We start from the raw sequence: 18,093 nt of genomic DNA, 5'->3' as shown, positions 1-18,093 counted from the left end.
GATCCTGCCGGGCCCCGCAAGGTCAGGGGGCCGGTCTCGTTTTGCGCGAGCATAGCACGGGCGGCCCCGGCGATCTGCCCTGAAAGAACCCGACAGAGAGCGAAAAATCATCTCGGGAGTGTCCAATTCCCGCCGCGATCCGGGGGCACAACACCCTCAACCGAGCCGGACAGGACCAAGAGACCCCGGCGCGGTGAATGCAGAAAGCAAACCTGGAGAGCTGAACAATGACCAACCTCATCAAGAATTTCGCCCAGTCCGAATCCGGTGCCGTGACCGTCGACTGGGTCGTTCTGACCGCCGCCCTCGTGGGCCTTGGCCTTGCCGTGATGGCCGTCGTCTCGGGCGGTATCCAGGATCTCTCGGGCGAGATCCAGGCCAGCCTGCTGGAAGCCGACCCGTCGAACGCGACCTTCGGCGCCTTCACCGCAGGCAACGCCGCGGCAGGCGACGCGATCGAGAACGCCGAATAATCCCCGCCGCGGCGCTACGCGCCGCACAGGGCAGACCCGATGGCGGGCCGCGTGACACACACGCGGCCCACAATTCTTTTGCCGGGCAAGTTCCCGGATGCGCCGCCCGCACGCGGGGCAGGCGACCCGGAACATACCGTAGAAATGCCCTGACAACTTCCCGCGATGGCCCGATTTCCGCCCGGTTCCGCGGTCAAACCACACTCATCCCACCGAGACACACCCACGGGATGCCTCGATCACCTCGTTCCCACTCTGGAGACTACACAATGACCAACCTCATCAAGAACTTCGCCCAGTCCGAATCCGGTGCCGTGACCGTCGACTGGGTCGTCCTGACCGCCGCCCTCGTGGGCCTTGGCCTTGCCGTGATGGCCGTCGTCTCGGGCGGCATCCAGGATCTCTCGGGCGAGATCCAGGCCAGCCTGCTGGAAGCCGACCCGTCGAACGCGACCTTCGGCGCCTTCGTGGCCGGCAACGCCGCAGCAGGCGACGCGATCGAGAACGCCGAATAATACCCGCCGCGGCGCCGCGCGCCGCACAGGGCAGACCCGATGGCGGGCCGCGTGACACACACGCGGCCCGTTGTCGTTCATGTCCCCCGGGCGCGCCCGGAAAACCTGCCGGTTGCGACCCCCAAATTCCCGCGAACGGCCCTTTTCCGGCCATGATCCGCGGTCAGGCTCGCCCCCAGCCGCCGGATTTCACCGCAGCGGCCCCTCATAGGGAACCATTGACATGCTGGAATTGATCAGAAATTTCGCGGCCGCCGAAGACGGCATCGTCACGGTGGACTGGGTCTGGATGACCGCCGCCTGTGTCGCGCTCGGCCTTTCGGCCACGCTTGTCCTGTCGGGCGGGATGAACGACCTGTCGGGCGAATTGCAGGGGTCGCTCCTGGCCTCGAACCCGGACACCGAAGGCTTCGCCACCTTCGTCGGCCGCACCCCCGACACGCCCGATACACCCGAAACACCTGCAGAGCCGGAAACGCCCGAAACACCCGAGGGGTGACCGTGCCGGGCCCACGAGGACGCGCCAAGACGGCAGGGGCGTGAAGGCACAGGTTTTTCCGCAACCGGACCACGGAAAAGCCAAAGTCTTCCCCCAGCCTATCCGGTGAGCAGTCACCTGCCGACGTGCGGCGCGCCGCGCCCGGCAGCAACAAGAGAAAGGGATGAACCTTGAGACTCGTTTTCGGATTGGTGCTGATCCTCGGCATCGGCATTGCCGGCTTCGCCGTCAAGATCGCCATGGAACGCTTCGAGCAGTACCAGACTGCGCTGGCCCGCCAGGAACAGGCGATTTTGCCGACCACCACGGTCTTCGTCGTCAGCCGCCCGATGCGCTACGGCGAGACGATCTCGCTCCGGGACGTGCAGGCGGTGCGTTGGCCCGCGGAATTCGTGCCCTTCGGCGCGTTCAGCACGCTCGAGGCCATCTTTCCCGCCGGCGATGAAGAGCCGCGGATGGTGCTGCGCGCGATGGAACGCCACGAGCCGCTTCTTTCCACCAAGGTGACCGCGCCGGGCGAAGACGCCGGCGTCGCGTCGCGGCTGGGCCAGGGCATGCGGGCCTTCTCGATGAGCATCGACCTGGTGGGCGGGGTCTCGGGCTTTCTGCGGCCGGGCGACCGGGTGGATGTCTACTGGACGGGATCGGGCCGCAACGGCGAAAGCATCACGCGCCTGATCCGTTCGAACGTGCAGATCATCGCCATCGACCAGATCGCCGACACCGACCGCAACAACCCGATCATCGCCCGCACGATCACCATCGAGGCCCCGCCGCAGGAAATCGCCGCGTTGACGCAGGCGCAATCCACCGGCCGCCTGACCCTCGCGCTGGTCGGCATCAACGACGAAAGCGAGACGGAGACCGTCGAGTTTTCGCGCGATGCCCTTTTCGGGGAACGCGAAGAGGTGGCCGAAGGCCCGGTCGGCCCGCGGATCTGCACCGTGCGCAACCGTCGCGGCGCCGAGGTCGTGATCACGCCGGTGCCCTGCACCGACTGACCGCTGACCTTGACGGGCCCACCCTACGGTTCCGACGGCGAACGGCCGTCGGGACGCCCCCGTTCGGGATCGCGGCACCCCACCTGCATCTCCGGGGCCGATTTCGCGCAGCGTGCCGGAAAAACAACATTCACGGCGCGACGCAATCTATTGATTCTTGCTCCATTTCTCTTTTTCCGGCAAGGTGCCGCAAAAGTTGGTGCAAAAGACACCACGACGAGCAGTAGAGATAGAGGCAGGAACACCATGCAGATGTCGGGCTTTTTGCGCGCAGCCCTGATCGGTTGCGCGGTCGTGTTCGGTGCAACCACCGACACGACGGCCCAGTCGCTCAGGGTCGTGGAAGGGCAGACAACCGCGACCCTTTCGGTTGCCCTGAACCGGGCCGTGGTGGTGGAAAGCGACACTCTGTTCGCCGAGATCAGCATCGCCAACCCGGCCATTGCCGACATTGCCACCCTGTCCGAACGCACGATCTACGTACTTGGCCGCTTGCCGGGGCGCACCACGATGACGCTTTTGGGGGCGGATGGCAGCCTGATCGCCAATATCGACGTTCAGGTCGCCCCCGACGTGGCCGAGCTGCGCGAACGCCTGCGCGAGATCCTGCGCGGCGAGCATATCGAGGTGCGCACCGCGAATGACGGGATCGTGCTGTCGGGCACCGTCAGTTCGGGTCGCGTCGTCGACCGCGCGATGGAACTGGCGGAACGCTATGCGCCGGGCCGGGTGTCGAACCTGATGCTCGTGGGCGGCAGCCAGCAGGTCATGCTGCAGGTCCGCTTCGCCGAGATGAGCCGCACCGTTCGGCAGGAACTGGGTCTCAGCCTGACCGGAGCGGGCGGCAGCAACGGCAACCTGTTCGGGGCGAACTCGGGCGAGTTCGTGGATTTCCCCGTTCCCGTGAACGCGCCAGGCGGGGTCATCGGCCTTGGCCTGAACGGGGCGGGCTTCGAATTCAACATCCTTCTCGAGGCCCTCGAGACCGAGGGGCTGGTGCGCACGCTGGCCGAGCCGAACCTGACGGCCCTGTCCGGGCAGACCGCCGATTTCCTTGCGGGTGGCGAATTTCCCGTGCCGGTCAGCGACGAGAACGGCAATGTCTCGGTGCAGTTCCAGCCCTTCGGCATCGAGCTGTCCTTCACACCCACGGTGGTTGCGGATGACGTGATCAACCTCGACCTGTCGACGACCGTCAGCGCCATCGACTCGGGTATCGCGGGGGCAGACGGCACGCCGGGCCTGCGGACGCGAGAGGCCTCGACCGTGGTCGAGATGCGCGACGGCGAGAGCTTCGCCATCGCGGGGCTGTTGCAGGACGACTTCCGCGACCAGATCGGCAAGGTTCCATGGCTGGGCGATCTGCCGATCCTCGGTGCGCTGTTCCGTTCGACCAGCTACCAGCGCGAGCAGTCCGAGCTGATGATCATCGTCACGGCCCACCTGGTGACACCCGTCCGCGGCGAGGCGCTGGCGCTTCCGACAGACCGCGTGACGATCCCCACCGAGAACGAGCTGTTCTGGCAGGGCCGCACGGCGGGTGCCCCCCGTGCCGGCACGCCCGCGGCCGATGTCGCGGCGCAGGATTTCTCGGGCTCCTATGGCTACGTGATGGATTGAGACGATGCACAGCAGCGCAACGACACACCCCTTTCGCATGCCCCCCCCCGCCCGCAGGGCCCGCGCGCTTGCGCTGACGCTTGCCGCGACCCTGGCCGTTGCGGGCTGCGACCGCGAAGCCGGAAGCCGCATCGACGAGGGCGGCTTCGGTGCGCCGACGATGAACAACATCCTCTACCAGACCGGCCAGCTGGACTACACGGTCGTTCTGGCCGAACGCTTTGCGCGCGAGGTGCCAACCACCATCACCTTCGCGTTCAACTCGGCCACGCTGGATGCGGACGCGCGGGCGGTGCTGGGTCTGCAGGCGGCGTTCATCCGGCATTTCCCCGAAGTGCGCTTCTCGGTTTACGGTCACACCGACCTTGTCGGAAGCCGCGCCTACAACCACCGGCTCGGCCTGCGCCGGGCGCGGGCGGCGGTGGATTACCTGGTGAGCCTCGGCATCGACCGGTCGCGCCTCGATGCGCTCGTGTCCTTCGGGGAAACCCAGCCTCTCGTGGCGACCGACGCGCAGGATCGGCGGAACCGGCGCACGGTGACGGAAGTCTCCGGCTTCGTGCAGGACAACCCGCTGGTCGTGGACGGGCGCTTTGCGCAGATCATCTACCGCAACTACGCGGGCTCGGGCGGCTGACGCGGTGAACGCGCCCGTCGGCCTGTCGCGGGCGCGCGTGCGACGTTCCTGACAACATCCTTTACTGCAACGGAATTCTCCGTTTCATTCCCCTGTTTCGTCCTATTCCTGCCGCTTTTCCCGGCGACGGTCTGTTTCCAGAGCCCCACCCCTCCGCGCCTTTCGGAGGGAGGGGCAGGCTGGGCGGAGGCCCTTCGCCGGAGCAGAATGATGACCCGGAAAATCCGGGCGGAACAGGACTTGAGGACATGAACAGCGGTCTCGCCTTGAAATCAGAACCGGCCCGCATCCAGGCCTGCACGGTGTCGGAGGACGTGCATCGCTTCGACCTTCTGATCGAGGACATGGAAGCCGAGCTGGGGGAGGCCTGGGGCGATCTGGGCTTCGCCGAAGCGCGCGCCTTCCTCGATCAGCCCGAGGCCACGGAGCTGCAGTTCCTTGCCATCGCGGTCACACCCGAGCACGAGATGGACCTCGGCATGATCGGAGAGTTGATCGTCGCGTCCAAGGCGCGCGGGGTGAAATGCATCCTGGTCGCCCATGACGTCGGCCCGGCGGCGCTGCGCGAGCTGTTGCGGCTCGGCGCCGACGACTTCGTGCCCTACCCGCTGGCCGAGGGCGCGCTGCATGACGCCATCGAACGCATGCGCGACGCGCCGCCGATGCGCATCGCCGCCGTTCCGGCCGTGCCATCCGTGCCATCCGTGCCGGAGGAGGACGCGTCCGCCCCCGCCCCGACCGCCCCGCTCGCCCCCCCCGCGCCTGTCGAGATCGGGCCGCGCATCGGCGGCGAAGCCGCGGTCTTCGCCGTGCAGGGAATCGCGGGCGGCACCGGTGCCTCGACGCTGGCGGTGAACCTGGCCTGGGAACTGGCCAACATCGACAAGCAGAAATCCCCCTCGGTCTGCCTGCTCGATCTCGACCTGCAGGCCGGAACGGTGTCCACCTTCCTCGACCTGCCGCGGCGCGACATGGTGATCGAGCTGTTGCAGGACGCGCGCTCGATGGACGTGGATGCCTTCAAGCAGGCGCTTCTGGGCTACGAGGGCAAGCTGTCGGTCTTCCCCGCCCCGCCCGACCTTCTGCCGCTCGACCTGATTGGCCCGGAAGAGGTGGAGGCGCTGATCGGCTTTGCCACGCAGTGTTTCGATATCGTCGTGATCGACATGCCGCATACGCTGGTGATGTGGACGGAAACGGTCCTGACCCTGTCGGATGTCTATTTCACCACGATGGAACTGGACATGCGCTCGGCGCAGAACGCGATGCGGTTCCTCAGGGCGCTCAGGGCCGAGACCCTGCCGGTCGAGAAGCTGAACTTCGTTCTCAACCGTGCGCCGGGCCTGACCGATCTGAGCGGCAAGGCGCGGGTGAAGAAGCTGGGGGAAAGCCTTGGCATCAAGGTTTCGACGCAGTTGCCCGATGGTGGGCGGCCGGTGCTGCAGGCCGGGGACAATGGCCAGACGCTGATGGAAAGCGCGCGGAAAAATCCCCTGCGCAAGGAAATCCGCAAACTCGCCGAAGGCTTGCACAAGGCCATGCTGGCCGAAGCGGCCGCGAAGTGACGCGAACAGGGGGCTAAGAGATGTTCGGAAAATACAAGAAAGCGGCCCGCCCCGAAGCGGTGGCCCTGCCCGAGGCGACGGCACATGCCGCGGTGGCGACCGTGGCCAATGACACCGCGCCGGCGACGGCGGCACCCACGCGCGTCCAGCGCAAGCCGGCCGTCGTGACCGAGGTGCCACGCCCGGCCGCGCAGGTTGCGGACGGCGACAAGGATCTCAAGCGGCGCCAGCGTCTCGACGAGATCAAGACCGAGATGCATTCCCGGCTGCTCGACAACCTGAACCTTGCCGCGCTCGAAAGCGCCAAGGAATCCGAGCTGCGCAGCGAGATCACGGCCATCGTGTCCGAGCAGCTCAACGAGCTGGGCATCGTGCTGAACCGCGAGGACCGGCAGACCCTCAACATCGAGCTGTTCGACGAGGTCACGGGCCTTGGCCCGCTCGAGCCGCTGCTGAAGGACGAGACCGTCAACGACATCCTCGTGAACGGGCCCAACCGGGTCTTCGTGGAACGCGCCGGGCGTCTCGAGCTGAGCGACGTGCGCTTCAAGGACGAGCGCCACCTTCTGCGCATCATCGACAAGATCGTGTCGGCCGTCGGCCGCCGGGTGGACGAGTCGAACCCCTATGTCGACGCCCGCCTCAAGGACGGCTCGCGCTTCAACGCGATGGTGCCGCCGGTGGCGGTGGACGGCTCGCTCGTGTCGATCCGCAAGTTCAAGAAGGAAAAGCTGGGCATCGACGACCTGGTGCGCTTCGGTGCCTTCTCCGAGGAGATGGCCGTCTACCTGCAGGCGGCGGTGTCCACGCGGCTCAACGTCATCGTGTCGGGCGGCACCGGCTCGGGCAAGACCACCACGCTCAACGCGCTGTCCTCCTTCATCGACAACAAGGAACGCGTCCTGACGATCGAGGACACCGCGGAACTGCAGCTGCAGCAGGTGCATGTCGGCCGGATGGAAAGCCGCCCCCCCAACGTCGAAGGCAAGGGCGCGGTCACGCAGCGCGATTGTCTCAGGAACGCGCTGCGGATGCGGCCCGACCGGATCATCGTCGGCGAAACCCGCGGCGAGGAAGTGATCGACATGCTGCAGGCCATGAACACCGGCCATGACGGGTCGATGACCACGATCCACGCCAACAACGCCCGCGACGCCTGTTCGCGCCTCGAAAACATGGTGGCCATGGCCGGCATCGAGATGCCGCTCAAGGCCGTGCGGTCTCAGATCTCGAGCGCGGTGAACCTGATCGTGCAGGCCAGCCGCCTGCAGGACGGCTCGCGGCGGATGGTCTCGATCACCGAGGTGACCGGCATGGAAGGCGAGGTGATCTCGATGCAGGAGGTGTTCCGCTACCAGCGCACCGGCCTTGCGCCCGACGGCAAGATCATCGGCCATTTCACCGCCTGCGGGGTGCGGTCGCATTATTCCGAACGGTTCCGGCAATGGGGCTACGACCTGCCGGCGTCCATCTACGAACCTGTCATGGCGGAGTGAGCCCCGATGCAACTGTCCATCGAACCGCTGATCTATATCGGGATCTTCGTCGGCATCATCATGCTGGTCGAAGGAATCTACCTGGCCGTTTTCGGCAAGTCCATCAGCCTGAACGCCCGCGTCAACCGGCGGCTGTCGATGCTGCGGAACGGGAACTCGCGCGAGGATGTCCTGGCCAAGCTCCGCAAGGAGATGGAACAGCACACCGGCCCTGTGCGGCTGCCGTTCTACGCGCTGATCGCCGACAAGGCGCAGAAGGCGAACATCGCCTTCACGCCCGGCCAGCTGATGCTGGTCATGCTGGGGCTTGCGGTGGCGGCGTTCCTCGGCCTCAGCATCCTGACCTCGGCCTCGCTGCCGCTGCGGCTGCTGGTCTCGATCGCCATGGGCGCGGGGGGGATCTACTACTGGATCAACTCCAAGGCGAAGAAACGGATCGCCATGATCAACGAGCAGCTTCCCGACGCCGTCGAGCTGATGGTCCGCTCCTTGCGCGTGGGGCATCCGTTCGTGTCCGCCATCAACACCGTGTCCAAGGAAATCGCGGACCCGCTCGCCTCGGAACTTGGCGTGATCGCCGACGAAGCGGCCTATGGCCGTGACGTCGCCGAATCGATCCGCGCCATGGCCGAACGGCTGGACAGCCAGGACCTTCGCTTTCTCGCGGTGGCCGTCGGCATCCAGCAGACCTCGGGCGGCAACCTCGCCGAGATCCTGCAAGGGCTGGCCAGCGTGATCCGCGCGCGCTTCAAGCTGTTCCGCAAGGTCAAGGCGATCACCGGCGAAGCCAAGTGGTCGGGCATGTTCCTGTCGGTCTTCCCGCTGCTGGCGCTGATCGGCATCAACGTGATGCAGCCGGACTATTACGACGACATCATCGGAACGCCCGTCTTCATCCCGGCCTGCGCGGTCGTCGGGGTCATGCTCGTGATGAACATGGTCTTCATGAAGATGCTCGTGAACATCAAGGTCTGAGAACGGAGACCCCCCATGAACGCCCTGTCGGACCTCTACACCCGCGCCAACGACGCCATCGTCGCCCAGCTGGGCGAGATGGGCCCGCTCATCGTCGTCGGTGCGCTCGGGTTGCTGCTGATCATCGTGGCGCTGCCGTCGATCCTGTTCCCGAAAAAGGATCCGCTGGACAAGATCCGGACCGCGCGGCTGGGCAATGATGCGCTGGACCCTGCACCGGGGCTGCGGCGGGGCCGCAAGGACGAGCGGCTCGAACGGTTCGCCCAGTATCTCGAACCCCAGGACCAGGCCGAGTTCAGCGCGGTGCAGCTGCAACTCGTCCGCGCCGGCTACCGCTCTCAAAGCGCGGTGCAGGCCTTTCACTTCGCCCAGTTCGCGCTGGGGATCGGGGCGCTGCTGATCGGGGTGGTCTACGTCCTTGTGGCCGGTGGCATGTCGGCCCAGAACACGATCCTCGCCGTGCTGGTGCCGGGCTGCGCAGGCTATTACGCTCCGAAATACTGGGTGCAGCGCCGCGTGCAGAACCGCACCGACGAGATCGTCAGCGGGTTTCCCGATGCGCTCGACCTCATGCTGGTCTGTATCGAGGCCGGGCAATCGCTGGACCAGGCGATCATTCGCGTCGCCAAGGAAATCCGCACGGGCTACCCCGCGCTTGCCGAGGAATTCGAGATCGTCGCCTACGAGATGAAGGCCGGCAAGGACAAGATCCGCGTGCTGCGCGACCTGAGCGACCGTGTCGGCATCCAGGACGTGAACAGCTTCGTCACCATGCTGATCCAGTCCGCCACCTTCGGCACGTCCATGGCCGAGGCGCTGCGCGTCTATTCCGAGGAAATGCGCGACAAGCGCGTGATGCGGGCCGAGGAAAAGGCGAACAAGCTTCCCAGCAAGCTGACACTTGGTACGATGATGTTCTGCCTGCCGCCGCTGCTGATCATCCTGATCGGCCCCTCGGTCTACGGCATCGCAACGAACCTGCAAGGGGGCTTCGCGCCCTGATCGACCCGCGCGGACATCGCGCAGAACACCGGGAGGGCATGATGAGGGGGCTCGTCATCCTGACGATTTGCGGCACGGGCCTTGCGGCCTGTGTCGGCGCGCCGGGGACCGAGGCACGTCTCGATCCGCTGGCGCGCGATCTGGAAGTCGCGGCACCAACGGGCACCGTGGTGCTGGAAGAGGGCGTGGACCAGGTTCTGGTCGGCGACCGGCTGATGGATGCGGGGCAATACGAGCTTGCCTTGCGCGCCTATTACCGCGCCGCGGCCGAGCGCGGCCTCGATGCCGACCTGATGACGGCCATCGGCTCGGCGAACCTGCGGCTGGGCCGGATCGGACAGGCCGAACAGCAGTTCCGCGACGCGCTCGACCTCGACGACAGGTTCGTGCCGGCCTGGAACAACCTCGGCGTGGCGCTGATGGAACGCTCCGAATGGGGCGAGGCACGGCGCGTCTTCGAACGCGCATTCGCGCTCGATAGTGGCCGTTCGGACGCGATTCGGGACAACCTTCGACTGGCTATCGCCCGAATGGAAAATTCGGTCTATAGTGAGGACAACAACCAGAATGGTCCCGGGCTGATCCGGCGCGGCGGGGGTGTCTTCGTGCTTCTCGCCAACCCGTGAACAGCATCGGGACCGCGACATCGAGCAGTAAGAGGTCTCACATGACTCTCAGCCCCCGGACCCTTTCGGTGGTCTGTCTTTCATTGGCCGTGACGGCAGGGTGTGACGCCGTGAGGTCACCCGATGTCGGGCGGGCCCTCGACCCGATCAACGTGATCGACGAGACCAACCTCAGCGACATCATGCTGACCGCCGCCGCCCCGGACGAGGCCGTCGCCTATTTCCAGCGTTCCCTGCGCGAGCAACCCGACCGCATCGACCTGCGCCGCGGCCTTGCCGCGAGCCTTGTGCGCGCCGGTCGCTCGGACGAAGCCGTGCCGCTCTGGCGCGACATCGTGGACAGCGCCGAAACGATCGAACAGGACCGCATAGATTACGCGGGCGCGCTGATCCGCACCGGCGACTGGGACGAGGCCGAGGCCCAGCTCGACCGCGTGCCGCCCACCTTCGAGACCTACGAACGCTACCGCCTCGAGGCGATGGTCGCCGACAGCAACCAGGAATGGGATCGCGCCGATCATTTCTACGAAACCGCCGTCGGCCTCACGACGCGGCCTGCCAACGTGCTGAACAACTGGGGTTATTCCCGCCTGAGCCGCGGTGACTTCGACGGCGCCGAGCAGCTGTTTCTCGAAGCCGTGCGCTATGACCCCGACCTGTTCACCGCCAAGAACAACCTTGTGCTGGCCCGCGCCGCGCAGGGCAATTACCAGTTGCCGCTCGTGCGCATGACCGAGGCCGAGCGGGCGCAGCTGCTGCACACCGCGGCCCTGTCTGCGATCCGGCAGGGGCAGACCGACCTGGGCCGCGGCCTTCTGGCCGAGGCGATCGACACCCACCCGCAACATTTCGAGGCCGCCGTGCGCGCCCTCAACGCGCTCGAGACGGAGATCCGCGGCTGATGTTCCTCTCCCTGTCCCTGACCAGTATCGAGGCGCTCTGGTTCCTGCCTCTCGTCCTGCCGATCTGCATCTGGGTCGCGTTCAGCGACCTGCGCGAGATGCGCATCCCCAACACGGCCGTGCTGGCCTTGACGGGGGTCTTCCTTGTCGTGGGGCTGGTGCTTGTGCTCGGGCTCGGGGCCTGGAGCTTCGAAACCTATCTCTGGCGGCTTGCCGCGCTCGGCATCGTGCTGGTGATCGGCTTCGTGATCACCTCGCTCGGCATGGTCGGCGCGGGCGACGCGAAATTTGCAGCCGCCATGGCGCCCTTCGTGGCACCGGGGGACGGGATGTTCTTCCTCCTGCTCTTCGCTCTGGTGCTGATCGGCTCGTGGCTGACCCACCGCACCGCGGGACGCATCCCCGCGCTGCGCCGCGCGACGGCCGACTGGGCGTCCTGGGACCAGGGCAAACTGTTCCCGATGGGCGTGGCGCTGGCGGGGGCGCTGGCGATCTACCTGGCGCTCGGGGTCGCGGCGGGCCTCTGACCGAGGGCCGCGTCCCGGCCCACGACCCGCCCAGATACGGCCGCATTCGCCCGTCATCACGACCCCGTCCGAGCAAGATGGGGTCGCCCGATGAACATGCAGGTTCCGCAATCCGAACTCTCCGCACCGCCGCCGCTGCGCAAGCTGTCGGACACCGGCCTGACGCCGGTGATGATGCGCGACATTCTTCTCAAGACGGTCTTCCGCAAGAACGTCGAGAAGACATCGGACATCGCGCAGGCCATCGCCCTGCCCATTCCCCTGACCCAGGAATTGATCGACAGCCTGCGTGAGCTGGGCCTGATGCAGGCCACCGGCACGCTGCACGCAACCTCGTCCTCCGAGATGGGCTTCCAGCTGACCGACGGCGGCAAGGCGCGTGCCCTGGATGCCCTGTCGCAGTCCGAATACTACGGGCCGATGCCCGTTCCCCTCGAAGACTACAAGGCACAGGTCAAGCGCCAGTCGATCCGCGACATCAAGCTGACCCGCCCCATGCTCGAGGCCTCGATGGGCCACCTGATCCTGCCCGACGGGCTGATCGACCAGCTGGGACCGGCTGTCGGCTCGGGGCGGTCGGTGCTGATGTATGGCCCGCCGGGCAACGGCAAATCCTCGATCGCCGAGGGCATCCGCGCAGCGATGGGCGACAACATCTACGTGCCCCACGCGCTGTGCTACGCGGGGCAGGTCATCACGCTCTTCGACCCCATCGTCCACACGCCCGTCAAACCCGACGAGGCCGCCGGCGCGGCCAGCCCGCTGCGCAAGGCCTCGGCCCGGTTCGACACGCGCTACATCCTCTGCACCCGTCCAACGGTGATGACGGGGGGCGAGTTGACGCTGTCGATGCTCGACCTCAACTACAACGCGGTCAGCCGCACCTACCAGGCCTCGCTGCAGCTGAAGTCGACCGGCGGCGTCTTCATCGTCGACGACCTCGGCCGCCAGGAAGAGCCGCCGCAGGCGCTGATCAACCGCTGGATCGTGCCGATGGAGATGGGCTACGACATCCTTGCGCTGCAATCGGGCGAGAAGTTCGAAGTGCCCTTCGACACGCTGGTGGTCTTCTCGACCAATTACCACCCCAACGAGATCTTCGACCAGGCCGCGTTGCGCCGGATCTTCTTCAAGGTGAAGATCGACGGCCCGAACCAGCAGCAGTTCCTGAAGATCTTCGCGCTGGTCGCCCGGAAAAAGGGCGTGCCGCTGGACGAGGCGTCGCTGATCCACCTGCTCAAGACGAAATACCCGACGATCGGGCACAACTACGCCAATTATCACCCGGTCTTCCTGTGCGACCAGATCAAGGCGATCTGCGAGTTCGAGGGCATCCCCTACCAGATGCGCCCCGAGTTCATCGACCGGGCGTGGGAGAACCTTTTCGTCAAGGACGAAAAGATCGTCCACTGAGGGGCGCGCGAAACTGCAGTTTCGCGGTTGCGGAAAACTGCAGTTTTCCGTGCCGTTTTGCGCAAGCAAAACGCCCCCCATGGCCAACCGGCCGGGGCCGGTTATCTATGGGCGCATGACGCGCACCCTTCCCCCCCGGATCACCGGCTGGTTCACCGCCCGTGGATGGTCCATCCACCCGCATCAGCACGCCATGCTGGAGCGCGCCGACGCGCCCTGCCAACTCCTGATCGCGCCCACGGGCGGCGGCAAGACCATGGCAGGCTTCCTGCCGACGCTGGCCGAGCTGGCCGACGGCACCCACAAGGGGCTGCATACGCTCTATGTCTCGCCGCTCAAGGCGCTGGCCGCCGACATCAAGCGCAACCTGACCGGCCCGGTCGAGGAGATGGGCCTGCCCATCCGCATCGAGGACCGCACCGGCGACACCTCTTCGCATACCAAGCGCCGCCAGCGCGCGGACCCGCCGCATATCCTGCTGACGACGCCGGAAAGCCTCGCGCTCCTGATCTCCTACGAGGACGCAGGCCGCACCTTTGCAGGCCTCAAGCGGATCATCGTGGACGAGATCCACGCGCTCGCCGAGTCCAAGCGCGGCGACCAGCTGATGCTGGCGCTCTCGCGCCTCTCCACGCTCGCCCCCGGCCTGCGCCGTGTGGGCCTGTCGGCCACCGTCGAGGACCCCGCCGCCATCGCCGGCATCCTCGCCCGCCATCCTGACCCCTGCGAGATCCTGCAGGCCGATCCCGGCCCGGATCCCGACATCGCCATGCTGACGACGGACGCGCCGCCCCCCTGGTCCGGCGGCGGCGGCAAATATGCCATCCCCGCCGTGCTGGAGCAGGTCCGCAAGCATCGCACGACGCTGATCTTCCACAACACCCGCGCGCAGGCCGAGCTGTTCTTTCACCACCTCTGGCTTGCCAACGAAGACCAGCTTCCCATCGGCATCCACCACGGCGCACTGGCCCGCGAACAGCGGGAGAAGGTCGAACAGGCGATGGTCGACGGGCGGCTCAAGGCCATCGTCTGCACCGGCTCGCTCGATCTGGGGATCGACTGGGGCGACGTGGATCTCGTGATCCAAGTCGGCGCGCCGAAGAACGTGAAGCGGCTCGTGCAGCGGATCGGCCGCGCCAACCACCGCTACAACGCGCCGTCAAAGGCGCTGATCGTGCCCGCCAACCGCTTCGAGGTGATCGAATGCACCGCCGCGCTGGAGGCCGTGCGCGCCCGGCAGCTTGACGGTGACACCGACCACACCGGCCCGCTCGACGTGCTGTGCCAGCACATCCTGATCCGGGCCGCCGCCGGGCCGTTCCATGCCGACGAGCTGTTTGCAGAAATCCGCACCGCGGGCGCCTATGCCGACCTGCCGCGGGACAGCTTCGACCGCTGCCTCGATTTCGCGGCCACCGGTGGCTATGCGCTGCGCGCCTATGACCAGTGGCAAAGGCTGGTGCAGCGCCCGGACGGGCAATGGCAGCTGCGCGACCCGCGCGCGACCACGCGCATCCGCATGAACATCGGCACGATCGTGGATGCCGACAAGATGCAGGTCCGTTACCAGAAGACCCGCGGCGGCGCGCCCCTGGGGGAGGTCGAGGAATATTTCGCCTCGATGCTCCGCAAGGGCGACACCTTCCTCATCGGGGGACAGATCGTGCGCTTCGAGGGCATGCGCGAGATGGTGGTCGAGGTCAGCCGCACCCCCACCCTCAAGCCCAAGATCGCCACCTTCATGGGCACGAAATTCGCCACCTCCACCCAGCTGTCGGACCGTATCCTGTCGATGTTCCGCGCCGAGGATTGGCCCGATCTGCCCGGCCACACCCGCGAGTGGCTGCAGCTTCAACGCCGCGTCAGCCGCCTGCCCGAACGCGACCGGCTGCTGGTGGAAAGCTTCCCCCATGACGGGCGCGAGCATGTGGTGGCCTATGGTTTCGCGGGCCGCAACGCGCAGCAGACCCTCGGCCTTCTGATCACGCAACGGATGGAGGGGATGGGACTGAACCCGATGGGCTTCGTCGCCACCGATTACGCCACGCTGATCTGGGGGCTCGACCCGCTGGACGACCCCAGGCCGCTCTTCTCGCGCGAGAACCTGGTCGAGACGATGGAGGCCTGGCTGGCCGACAACGCGGTGATGAAGCGCACCTTCAAGGGCAGCGCGATCATCGCGGGGCTGATCGACCGCAACCAGCCCGGCGGCAAACGCAAGACCGGGCGGCAGGCGACCTTCTCGACCGACATCCTGTATGACACGCTCCGCAAATACGACCCCGACCATGTCATGCTCCGGATCACGCGGGCCGAGGCGATGCGCGGCCTTGTCGATTTCGGCCGCATCGAAGAGATGCTCACGCGCATCGGCGACCGCATCGACCACGCGCGTCTTGCGCGCGTCAGCCCACTGGCCGCGCCCCTGTTCCTTGAACCGGGGCGGGTGCCGATCGCGGGTGCCGCCGACCAGCGCATGCTCGAGGACGAGGCCGCGCGGCTGATGACCGCCGCGGGTCTGCCCGCCGATCACATCTGACCTTTCATGGACACCTCCATCATGATGGCTGCAAACCGGCTTGCCCCCGACACTGACGCCGGACTATGAACAAATCATGAACTCCTTGCCCTTCGATTTCCGCGGTGCATCGCTCCACGCCCTGCCCTCCGGCGCGCTCTGGTGGCCCGAGCGGGCGCTTCTCTGCGTCTCCGACCTGCACCTGGGCAAATCCGACCGCATGGCGCGGAGGGGCGGGCCGATGCTGCCGCCCTATGAGACGCAGGAAACGCTCGACCGCCTCGCCGCGGATCTCGCGGCGACCGAGCCGCGCGAGGTGATCTGCCTCGGCGACAGTTTCGACGATCTCGCCGCAAGCCGGGACATGGCCACACCGCTCAGGGAGCGGCTGCTCGGGCTGATGGCCGGGCGGCGCTGGGTCTGGATCCTCGGCAACCACGACCCCGGCCCGGTCGACCTGGGGGGCACGCATCTTGCCGACTACGCGCTTGGTCCGCTGACCTTCCGCCACATCGCCGAGCCAGGCGCGGCGGGCGAAGTGTCGGGCCACTACCACCCAAAGGCGCGCGTCCCGCTGCGCGGGCGGTCCCTCTCGCGGCGCTGCTTCCTGCTGGACGAGGCGCGGCTGATCCTGCCCGCTTACGGGGCCTATACCGGCGGGCTCGACTGCGCCCGGCCCGAACTGGCATCGCTCATGGGCGCGCGGGCCGAGGCGATCCTGCTCGGCCCCCGACCGGTCCGCTTGCCGATGCCGCGCCAGCCGGGCTAGAGCAGCCCGTAGGCTGGCCCAGCCTCTGCATCCGGACTAGCCTGCGCGCCGGGACGGGAAACGGGGGACGCTTCCATGAACACATCGCTCGACCAGGGCATCGAACAGGCGATCCGCGGCAGTTTCGACCGGCAGGGGCTGATGAGCACGCTCGGCGCGCGGATCGACGCCATCGCGCCGGGGCGCGTGACGCTGAGCCTGCCCATCGGGCCTGCCGTCTCGCAACAGCATGGCTTCGCCCATGCCGGGGCCAGCTTCGCGCTCGGCGACAGCGCGGCGGGCTATGCCGCCCTGTCGCTGATGCCACCGGGCAGCGAGGTGTTGACGGTGGAGATGAAGGTCAACCTCATCGCCCCCGCAGCCGGTGTCCGGCTCATCGCCTTGGGCGAGGTGATGAAGCCCGGACGCCGCCTCAGCGTGGTCCGGGCGACCCTGTGGGCCGAGGATGCCGAGGGCAGCCGACGCGAAACCGCGCTCTTGCAGGGCACGATGATCCCGGCCTGATCGCGCCGCCCGCCGCCCGCCGGCTCAGGCGGTCAGCCCCTCGGGCTCGGGCAACCCGTTGGCCCGGCAACAGGCCGTCAGCGTATTGGCCAACAGGCAGGCGATGGTCATCGGCCCCACGCCACCCGGCACCGGCGTGATGGCACCCGCCACCTCGGCGCAGCTGTCGTAGTGGCAATCGCCCACCAGCCGCGTCCTGGCCGGATCCTCGGGATGCGGCACCCGGTTGATGCCCACGTCGATCACCGTCGCGCCGGGCTTGACCCAGTCGCCCCGGATCATCTCGGGCCGGCCCACCGCGGCAACAAGGATATCGGCCCGGCGACAGACCTCGCCCAGGTCCTTGGTGCGCGAATGCGCGATCGTCACTGTGCAGCTGTCGCCCAGAAGCAGTTGCGCCATCGGCTTGCCGACGATGTTCGACCGCCCCACGACGACGGCCTCGAGCCCCGAGAGGCTCCCGTGATGGTCGCGCAGCATCATCAGGCAGCCCAAGGGGGTGCAGGGCACCAGCGCCTTCTGCCCCGTGCCCAGAAGCCCCACGTTCGAGATATGGAACCCGTCCACGTCCTTGGCCGGGTCGATCGTGTTGATCACCTTGGCCGCGTCGCAATGATCGGGCAGCGGCAGCTGCACAAGGATGCCATGCACCGCCGGATCGGCATTGAGCCGCGCGACCAGCGCAAGGATCTCCGCCTCGGGCGTCGCCGCGTCGAGCTTGTGCTCGAAGCTTGCCATGCCGACCTCGACGGTCTGCTTGCCCTTGTTGCGCACGTAGACCTGGCTCGCGGGGTCTTCCCCCACCAGCACCACCGCGAGCCCCGGCACGATCCCGTGGTCCGCCTTCAGCGCGGCCACCTTCTCGGCCACCTGCCCCCGCACCTTCGCGGCAAAGGCCTTTCCGTCGATGATCGTTGCAGCCATGCCCCAGCCCTTCATCTTTCCAAAAATACGCATATCCGACGCCTGCCACCGGGGCACAACCCCGCAAGGCCGGGCGCCCGGAGCCGCAGCGCGGCGACCGCGTCGGCGGGGGCTCGATGCCCCCGAC

General features: G+C 67.0%; 18 protein-coding genes. 17 read left to right on the top strand and 1 reads right to left on the bottom strand.

Annotation, left to right across the window (positions count from 1 at the left end; translation table 11 throughout):
• Positions 1-227 precede the first annotated feature (227 nt).
• The 17 genes from QQK83_RS03700 to QQK83_RS03620 all read left to right on the top strand — a co-directional run bounded on the left by QQK83_RS03700 (position 228) and on the right by QQK83_RS03620 (position 17,042).
• Entirely contained in the window at positions 228-473 is a 246-nt protein-coding gene (locus QQK83_RS03700) for a hypothetical protein (protein WP_284261818.1), read from the top strand.
• Positions 474-742: 269 nt separating this feature from the next.
• Positions 743-988 carry a hypothetical protein gene (locus tag QQK83_RS03695; RefSeq protein ID WP_284261816.1) on the top strand — a complete coding sequence of 82 codons (246 nt, stop codon included), beginning with the start codon at positions 743-745 and terminating at the stop codon, positions 986-988.
• A gap of 223 nt (positions 989-1,211) precedes the next feature.
• On the top strand, positions 1,212-1,487 hold the full coding sequence (locus QQK83_RS03690) for a hypothetical protein (RefSeq protein ID WP_284261814.1): 276 nt from the start codon (positions 1,212-1,214) through the stop codon (positions 1,485-1,487).
• A gap of 170 nt (positions 1,488-1,657) precedes the next feature.
• On the top strand, positions 1,658-2,488 hold the full coding sequence (gene cpaB / locus QQK83_RS03685; RefSeq protein WP_284261812.1) for a Flp pilus assembly protein CpaB: 831 nt from the start codon (positions 1,658-1,660) through the stop codon (positions 2,486-2,488).
• A gap of 246 nt (positions 2,489-2,734) precedes the next feature.
• Positions 2,735-4,108, top strand: coding sequence for a type II and III secretion system protein family protein (locus QQK83_RS03680; RefSeq protein WP_284261811.1), 1,374 nt, complete (start codon positions 2,735-2,737; stop codon positions 4,106-4,108).
• Between the two features lie 37 nt (positions 4,109-4,145).
• Positions 4,146-4,745, top strand: a complete 600-nt coding sequence (locus QQK83_RS03675) for an OmpA family protein (RefSeq protein ID WP_284261810.1) — start codon at positions 4,146-4,148, stop codon at positions 4,743-4,745.
• A gap of 248 nt (positions 4,746-4,993) precedes the next feature.
• Positions 4,994-6,310, top strand: a complete 1,317-nt coding sequence (locus QQK83_RS03670) for an AAA family ATPase (protein WP_284261808.1) — start codon at positions 4,994-4,996, stop codon at positions 6,308-6,310.
• Positions 6,311-6,330: 20 nt separating this feature from the next.
• Positions 6,331-7,806 carry a CpaF family protein gene (locus QQK83_RS03665; protein WP_284261805.1) on the top strand — a complete coding sequence of 492 codons (1,476 nt, stop codon included), beginning with the start codon at positions 6,331-6,333 and terminating at the stop codon, positions 7,804-7,806.
• A 6-nt stretch (positions 7,807-7,812) separates the two neighbouring features.
• The gene (locus QQK83_RS03660; protein ID WP_284261803.1) at positions 7,813-8,781 is read left to right on the top strand and encodes a type II secretion system F family protein; all 969 of its coding nucleotides are present in this window, start codon (positions 7,813-7,815) and stop codon (positions 8,779-8,781) included.
• Between the two features lie 15 nt (positions 8,782-8,796).
• Positions 8,797-9,783, top strand: coding sequence for a type II secretion system F family protein (locus tag QQK83_RS03655; protein WP_284261801.1), 987 nt, complete (start codon positions 8,797-8,799; stop codon positions 9,781-9,783).
• Between the two features lie 38 nt (positions 9,784-9,821).
• Complete coding sequence (locus QQK83_RS03650; RefSeq protein WP_284261799.1) at positions 9,822-10,409, top strand: tetratricopeptide repeat protein; 588 nt, start codon at positions 9,822-9,824, stop codon at positions 10,407-10,409.
• A gap of 41 nt (positions 10,410-10,450) precedes the next feature.
• The gene (locus tag QQK83_RS03645; RefSeq protein WP_284261797.1) at positions 10,451-11,311 is read left to right on the top strand and encodes a tetratricopeptide repeat protein; all 861 of its coding nucleotides are present in this window, start codon (positions 10,451-10,453) and stop codon (positions 11,309-11,311) included.
• Positions 11,311-11,838: a prepilin peptidase gene (locus QQK83_RS03640; protein WP_284261794.1), complete on the top strand. Its 528-nt coding sequence runs from the start codon at positions 11,311-11,313 to the stop codon at positions 11,836-11,838. Before QQK83_RS03645 ends, QQK83_RS03640 begins: the two co-directional genes overlap by 1 nt.
• Before the next feature lie 90 nt (positions 11,839-11,928).
• On the top strand, positions 11,929-13,251 hold the full coding sequence (locus QQK83_RS03635) for an ATPase (RefSeq protein ID WP_284261792.1): 1,323 nt from the start codon (positions 11,929-11,931) through the stop codon (positions 13,249-13,251).
• A gap of 115 nt (positions 13,252-13,366) precedes the next feature.
• Positions 13,367-15,790 (top strand): ligase-associated DNA damage response DEXH box helicase, encoded by a 2,424-nt coding sequence (locus QQK83_RS03630; RefSeq protein WP_284261790.1) that lies wholly within the window; start codon positions 13,367-13,369, stop codon positions 15,788-15,790.
• Positions 15,791-15,866: 76 nt separating this feature from the next.
• Positions 15,867-16,538, top strand: coding sequence for a ligase-associated DNA damage response endonuclease PdeM (gene pdeM / locus QQK83_RS03625; protein ID WP_284261788.1), 672 nt, complete (start codon positions 15,867-15,869; stop codon positions 16,536-16,538).
• Between the two features lie 75 nt (positions 16,539-16,613).
• Positions 16,614-17,042 carry a PaaI family thioesterase gene (locus tag QQK83_RS03620; RefSeq protein WP_284261786.1) on the top strand — a complete coding sequence of 143 codons (429 nt, stop codon included), beginning with the start codon at positions 16,614-16,616 and terminating at the stop codon, positions 17,040-17,042.
• A 24-nt stretch (positions 17,043-17,066) separates the two neighbouring features.
• Here QQK83_RS03620 and folD read toward each other — a convergent pair whose 3' ends face one another.
• On the bottom strand, positions 17,067-17,966 hold the full coding sequence (gene folD, locus QQK83_RS03615; RefSeq protein WP_284261784.1) for a bifunctional methylenetetrahydrofolate dehydrogenase/methenyltetrahydrofolate cyclohydrolase FolD: 900 nt from the start codon (positions 17,964-17,966) through the stop codon (positions 17,067-17,069).
• Positions 17,967-18,093 lie beyond the last annotated feature (127 nt).

The organism is Roseicyclus amphidinii (assembly GCF_030163755.1).
GTDB classification, from domain to species: domain Bacteria; phylum Pseudomonadota; class Alphaproteobacteria; order Rhodobacterales; family Rhodobacteraceae; genus Roseicyclus; species Roseicyclus amphidinii.
This window is presented reverse-complemented; position numbering and strand designations above follow the sequence as displayed.